This window comes from Arthrobacter sp. SW1 (assembly GCF_001766675.1).
Taxonomy (GTDB): Bacteria; Actinomycetota; Actinomycetes; order Actinomycetales; family Micrococcaceae; genus Arthrobacter.
Window position 1 is genome coordinate 20,789 of the sequence record NZ_MJLT01000014.1, and the last position, 6,507, is coordinate 27,295.

The 6,507-nt window shown below is 66.0% G+C and carries 4 protein-coding genes and 1 rRNA gene; 4 read left to right on the plus strand and 1 reads right to left on the minus strand.

Going from position 1 to position 6,507, the window contains the following annotated elements; genetic code table 11:
- The first annotated feature begins 4 nt into the window (after positions 1-4).
- A complete protein-coding gene (locus tag BIU82_RS09500) occupies positions 5-1,546 on the plus strand; it encodes an alpha-N-arabinofuranosidase (protein ID WP_070349235.1) in 1,542 nt (513 codons plus the stop codon).
- A gap of 4 nt (positions 1,547-1,550) precedes the next feature.
- On the opposite strand, the gene BIU82_RS09505 is transcribed toward BIU82_RS09500, so the two are convergent.
- Positions 1,551-2,201 (minus strand): GNAT family protein, encoded by a 651-nt coding sequence (locus BIU82_RS09505; RefSeq protein ID WP_070349236.1) that lies wholly within the window; start codon positions 2,199-2,201, stop codon positions 1,551-1,553.
- A 158-nt stretch (positions 2,202-2,359) separates the two neighbouring features.
- Between BIU82_RS09505 and BIU82_RS09510 the strand changes: the two genes are divergently transcribed.
- From BIU82_RS09510 to BIU82_RS09520, 3 genes are all read left to right on the plus strand, one after another.
- Positions 2,360-4,588, plus strand: a complete 2,229-nt coding sequence (locus BIU82_RS09510) for an AAA family ATPase (RefSeq protein WP_070349237.1) — start codon at positions 2,360-2,362, stop codon at positions 4,586-4,588.
- A 45-nt stretch (positions 4,589-4,633) separates the two neighbouring features.
- Positions 4,634-5,944 (plus strand): tyrosine--tRNA ligase, encoded by a 1,311-nt coding sequence (tyrS, locus tag BIU82_RS09515; RefSeq protein WP_070349238.1) that lies wholly within the window; start codon positions 4,634-4,636, stop codon positions 5,942-5,944.
- 489 nt (positions 5,945-6,433) lie between these two features.
- Positions 6,434-6,507 (plus strand): 16S ribosomal RNA (locus tag BIU82_RS09520); the annotation flags it as partial.

Consider the following 6,507-nt stretch of genomic DNA (forward strand, 5'->3'; position numbering starts at 1 on the left):
AACCATGGCCCGTGCACGGATCAGCGTCGACCGCGACTTCACCGTCGCACGGGTGTCCCGCAGGCTCTTCGGCTCCTTTGTCGAGCACATGGGCCGCTGCGTCTATACCGGCATCTATGAGCCCGGCCATCCTGCGGCCGACAGCCAGGGCTTCCGTGAGGATGTCCTGGACCTGGTCCGGGAACTCGGCGTCACGGTAGTGCGCTATCCGGGCGGGAACTTCGCGTCCGGCTACGCCTGGGAAGACGGCGTCGGGCCGCTGGAGGAGCGTCCGCGCCGGCTCGACACCGCCTGGCACAGCGTGGAGAGCAACGCCTTCGGCTTCCACGAATTCATCGACTGGTCCCGGAAGGCCGGCGTGGAGCCCATGGAGACGATCAACCTGGGCACGCGTGGTGTGGACGCCGCGCGGGCGATCGTGGAGTATGCCAACCACCCCGGCGGCAGCTACCTCTCGGATCTGCGTGCCCGTAACGGCCACCGGGAGCCCTTTGGCATCAAGCTTTGGTGCCTGGGCAACGAGCTCGACGGGCCCTGGCAGATCGGCCACAAGACCGCTGATGAGTACGGACGCCTGGCCCGCGAAGCCGCCAAGGCCATGCGCGCCGTCGATTCCGGAATTGAACTTGTCGCCTGTGGCAGCTCAAACCAGGCCATGGATACTTTCGGCACCTGGGAGCAGACGGTCCTCGGCCACGCCTACGAGGTGGTGGACCACGTTTCCCTGCATGCCTACTACCAGGAGCACGACGGCGACGTTGCTTCCTTCCTGGCCAGCGGAACAGAAATGGACCGGCACATTGAAGCGGTCGCCGCCACCGTGGATGCCGTGCGCTCCAAAGGCAGGCACCGCAAACGGATAGGGCTTTCCTTCGATGAATGGAACGTCTGGTACGAACGCGGACGGGACGCCGAAGACCAGCCGCAACGCGTGGCCGACGCCGGGTGGCAGGAACATCCCCGCCTGATCGAGGACAGCTACAACGTCACCGACGCCGTGGTGGTGGGCACGCTGCTGAACTCCCTGCTGCGCCACTGCGACCGCGTCACGATCGCAAACCAGGCCCAGCTGGTCAACGTGATCGCTCCCATCCGCACCGAGGAAAACGGTCCCGCCTGGCGCCAGGCGATCTTCCATCCCTTCGCCCTGACGGCGGAGCTTGCCCGCGGCGAGTCCCTGCAGACGGTCGTCCGTTCGGACAGATACCCCACGATCCGCTCGGGCGATGTTGATGTGGTGGACGCCGCCGCCACCTGGGACGAAGAAAACGGCAGGCTCGCCTTCTTCCTCGCCAACCGCAGCCTCACGGAACCCGCCGCGGTGGAAGCCGGCCTCCGGGGGTTCGACGCCGGACGCGTCCTTCGCGCTGACGTCCTCACCGTCCCGGACGGCCGGGACCGCTTCGCCGCCAACCGTTGGGCCGCCGCCGGCGGACCCGTGCGGCCCGGGCCCCTGGCCGGAGTTACGGTATCGGGGGAGGCGCTGACCTTGACCCTGCCCGCCTTGTCCTGGGCCGTCGTCGTACTCGAGGCCCGCATGCGCTAGGGGATCAGCCCGCCACCAGCCACGGTCCGCTCAGCGGCGCCGGCGGCAACGAGGCCGGCTGTCCCACCGGCAGCGGCTGCTCGAAGGGCTCCAGGCGGGCGAGGAGCGCATCGCGCAGCGGCGGCCATTCGTCGCGCAGGATCGAATACACATCGGTGTCGCAGCGGCTGCCATCCGGCGCAAAGCGGTGGCCACGCAGCGTGCCTTCGTATGTCGCGCCGAGACGGCGGATCGCGGAGGCGCTGCGCGTATTCCGCGCATCGCAGCGGAACGCCACCCGGTGCACGGCGAGAACGTCGAAGGCGTAGGAGAGCAGCAACTGCTTGGCGGCAGGATTGACGTGGCTGCCCCAGAACGGCCTGCCGTAAAAGGTGCCACCGATTTCGACCCGCTGCTGCCTCGGCTCGTAGTCGGTGAACGAGGTGGAGCCGAGCAAGGCCCCGGTGCGCTGTTCCACCACCGCGAACGGCATCACTGCAGGGTCTGCGATCCGGGAAGCGAAGAGCTCTGCGAGCTCCCCGGCGCTCAACGGTTGGCCGGCCGCCATGCCGGACCACATACCGGCGTCGACGAAATCGAAAAGCGCGCCGGCATGCGCGGGGGACAGGGGAACCAGGCTGATTCCGTGCCGGCTGAGAGCCACATCGTGCTGCATTGCAGCATCTAAGCACCAGGGCCGGCCGCCGGAAATGCTGGCGGGGTTAGCGGCAGGTGAATTTTGCGTGACACACCTGCCGGAGAAGCGTTTCACCCGCGTTGCGGAAAAGCGCTGTAGAATGGACGGTCCGTCATTTCCGATAGGGGATCGTTTCGATGCACGACGCTGATTTGCTCCACGAACGCGAGTACGTAGCCGGACTCTACGCACGGCTGGACGAGCTGCGGGAAGAGAAACGGAGCCAGCTCGCGCAGGTCCGCCGCGCCGGAGCGGTGGGCACCATGCAGAACGTCTCCGAACGCGATGCCTTCGCCGCCCTGTACGAAGACCGCCTGGCCCAGCTCGACGCCGTCGACGAACGCCTCGTCTTCGGCCGCCTCGACCTCGATTCGGGAGAGGCTCAGTACATCGGCCGCATCGGCCTGTCCACCGCGGACCTCCAGCGGCTCATGGTGGACTGGCGTGCCCCCGAAGCCGGCCACTTCTACCAGGCCACCGCGTTCGACCGCCAGGGCGTGCGCCGCCGCCGCCACCTGATCCTGCAGGGCCGCGAGGTCAAGGCGATCGAAGACGACGTCCTGGACACCACCATGCTGGACGGCAGCGATTCCATGCAGGGGGAGGGAGCACTGCTCGCCGCCCTGAACTCCAAGCGCACAGGCCGCATGTCGGACATCGTCGGCACCATCCAGGCCGAGCAGGACCGCATCATCCGCTCCGCCATGTCGGGCGCCCTCGTGGTCCAGGGCGGCCCCGGCACCGGCAAGACCGCCGTCGCCCTGCACCGCGCCGCCTACCTCCTCTACACCCATCGCGAACGGCTCAAGTCCGCCGGCGTGCTGCTGGTGGGGCCGTCGTCCTCCTTCATGCATTACATCGAGCGCGTGCTGCCGTCCCTGGGCGAGACCGGGGTAGTGATGGCGAGCCTCGGCAAGCTCTTCCCCGGCATCAATGCCGTCCCGGAAGAGGACCCGCGCGTCGCCGCGCTCAAGGGCAGCCTGGACATGGCCACCGTCGTGGCGAACGCCGTCGCCAACCGCCAGCGCACACCCGCCGAGGACCGCATCCTCGAAGTGGACTCGCGCAAGCTCAAGCTCACGGTGCGTCAGGTCAAGCGTGCCCGCGAACGTGCGCGTGCCACCGGCAAGCCGCACAACGAAGCCCGCGTGACTTTCGTCAAGATCCTGCTGCGCGAACTTACCGAGCAGCTCACCGACATGGTGGAGGCCGCCAACCTGGGCAACAACGCAGACCGGGCCTACCTGGCCGAGGACGTGCGCACCGCCCGCGATGTGCGCATCGCCTTGAACCTGTGCTGGATGCCCATGACGCCGGAGAAGCTGCTCTCCGAGCTCTTCAGCAAGCCGGCCATCCTCGAAGCCTGCACTCCGGACTTCACCCCGGAACAGCGCGCCCTGCTGCTACGCCCGGCGGACGCCCCGTGGACCGAGGCCGACGTGCCGCTGCTTGACGAGGCTGCCGAACTGCTGGGCGAACTCGACGCCGCGGCCGGCCGGGGCCTGGCCCAGCAGGAACACGACCGCGCCCGGGACCTGGCCAACGCCAAGCAGACCCTGGCCAACATGGAGGCCATGGGCGTCAACGTCCTCATGACCGCCGAGGAACTGGCCGAACAGAACCAGGAACGGGAAACCCGCCTGACCGCCGCCGAACGCGCCGTCAGCGATCGCACCTGGGCCTTCGGCCACATCGTGGTCGACGAAGCCCAGGAACTGTCGCCCATGCAGTGGCGGCTCCTGGTCCGCCGCTGCCCGCTGAAGTCCTTCACGATCGTCGGCGACATCGCCCAGACGAGCGCGGCCGCCGGTGCCAATTCCTGGCACAGCGCGCTGGCGCCGTCGTTCGGTGACCGCTGGCAGCTGGAAGAACTCACCGTCAACTACCGCACGCCGTCGCAGATCGCCGAAGCCGCCGTGCGCATGGCCAACCGCGCCGGGCTGGTGGTCTCCGCACCAAAGGCTGTGCGCGAGGGCCGCTGGAACCCGCTCGTGGACCGGGTGGAGGCGGACGGCATCGTCGCAAAGCTCCTTGAAGTGCTTCCCGAGGAGCTCGAAGTGCTCGACGGCGGCCTCCTCGCCGTGATTGCCGACGGCCCGCTGCTGCCCGAAGCCGCCTCCGCCCTGCGCGGCGTCTACGGGCACCGGGTGGGAAGCGGGGCCGGCAGCTACGAGCAGGACATCGTGGTGATCAGCCCGAAGGAAGCCAAGGGCCTGGAATTCGACGGCGTCGTGGTGCTGGAACCGGCCGCCATGCTCAACCACGAGCACGGCAAGGTGGGCGATCTCTACGTCGCGATGACCCGTCCCACGCAACGCCTGCGGCTCATTGCCTCGGCGCCGCTGCCGGCGGGCATCGAGCGCTGACGCCGGCGCACGGGAACCGCCCGCAATCCTGCTAACTTAGAACTCGTGTCACACGTAAACAACCTCGAGTCCCAGCACAACGACCCGGGCTTCGCCAATATCTGGCAGGAGCTCAAATGGCGCGGCCTTGTCCACGTTTCCACTGATGAGGCGGAACTGGAAAAGCTGCTCGCGGGGGACCCGATCACCTATTACTGTGGCTTCGACCCGACGGCGCCGTCCCTGCACCTGGGCAACCTCGTGCAGCTTCTGGTGATGCGCCGCCTCCAGCTGGCCGGCCACAAGCCGCTCGGCCTCGTGGGCGGTTCCACCGGCCTGATCGGTGACCCGCGCCCGACGGCGGAACGCACCTTGAACACGAAGGACACCGTTGCGGAGTGGGTCGGCTACCTGCAGGCGCAGGTCCGCCGTTTCCTCAGCTTCGAGGGCGACAACGCGGCCCGCATGGTGAACAACCTGGACTGGACCGCACCGCTGAGCGCCATCGATTTCCTGCGCGAGATCGGCAAGCACTTCCGCGTCGGCACCATGCTGCGCAAGGATGCCGTCGCTTCCCGCCTGAACTCCGAGGAAGGCATCAGCTACACCGAGTTCAGCTACCAGATCCTGCAGGGCATGGACTACCTCCAGCTCAACCGCGACTACGGCTGCGTGCTGCAGACCGGCGGTTCGGACCAGTGGGGCAACCTGACCAGCGGCACCGAGCTCATCCGCAAGGTGGACGGCAAGAGCGTGCACGCCCTGGGCACCCCGCTCATCACCAACGCCGACGGCACCAAGTTCGGCAAGAGCGAAGGCAACGCCATCTGGCTGGATGCCGCCATGTGCAGCCCGTACGCCTTCTACCAGTTCTGGCTGAACACGGCCGACGCCGACGTGGTGGACCGCCTCAAGGTCTTCACCTTCCTTACCCGTGCCGAGATCGAAGAACTTGAGAAGTCCGTCGCCGAGCGTCCATTCGCCCGTGAGGGCCAGCGCAAGCTCGCCTACGAAGTGACTTCCCTGGTGCACGGTGTGGACGCCACAGAAAAGGTCATCGCAGCGTCTGCCGCAGTCTTCGGCAACGGCGACCTCAGCGTCCTTGACGAGGCAACCCTCGCGGCAGCCACTGCGGAACTGCCGTCGGCCAAGGTTGGCGCAGGCGAACTGGGCATCATCGAGTTGCTCGTTGCCTCCGGCCTTTCCGACAGCAAGTCGGCGGCCCGCCGCACGGTAGGGGAGGGCGGTGCGTACGTGAACAACGCCAAGGTGTCGGATCCGGACGCCGTCATCGGCCGTGACGAACTGTTGCACGGGCGCTACCTGCTTCTGCGCCGCGGTAAGAAGAATCTGGCCACGGTGGAAGTGGACGCCTGATCCAAGCATGCACCGGCCTTCCGTGAAGGCATTCTGCACGCCTCTCGGCCGCTGACTTGCGCAGCTGCGGGGAGGCGTGTAGTGTTTCTTGGGTTGCCGCCGCTGAGGGGCAACAACCTCCCACTGATTGTGAAGAATCCGCCTCCGGCTTTTGCCAGGAAATCGGATTATTTGCAGTCCCTGGAAGGATTATTCAATTCACGAAAGTGAATTCCGGGAAAATTCCCGGATTTGCAAAGTGAAATTGGATGAAATAAGATTGAAACATCGCAGCGAAGGAAAACGGATCTGATCCGCGAATACTTCGGATTGCTTCTGTTGTTTGAGAACTCAATAGTGTGCCAAGTTTGTTGATACCGATTTTTTATTGAATTGGTTAGGCGCCAGGTTGTCCACCCCCGTGGATGGTTTGGTGTTTTTAGCTGGTTTCAGATTTTGTGCAGCCATTCGGCCTTCTTTTTCCGGGGGTTGGTGGTTGTGTCTGTTTTTTTGACGGAGAGTTTGATCCTGGCTCAGGATGAACGCTGGCGGCGTGCTTAACACATGCAAGTCGAACGATGAAG

Bases quoted from the DNA above. Each gene is read 5' to 3' on its own strand.
- BIU82_RS09500 (WP_070349235.1), top strand. From the start codon at position 5: ATGGCCCGTGCACGGATCAGCGTCGACCGCGACTTCACCGTCGCACGG.
- BIU82_RS09505 (WP_070349236.1), bottom strand. From the start codon at position 2,201: ATGCAGCACGATGTGGCTCTCAGCCGGCACGGAATCAGCCTGGTTCCC.
- BIU82_RS09510 (WP_070349237.1), top strand. From the start codon at position 2,360: ATGCACGACGCTGATTTGCTCCACGAACGCGAGTACGTAGCCGGACTC.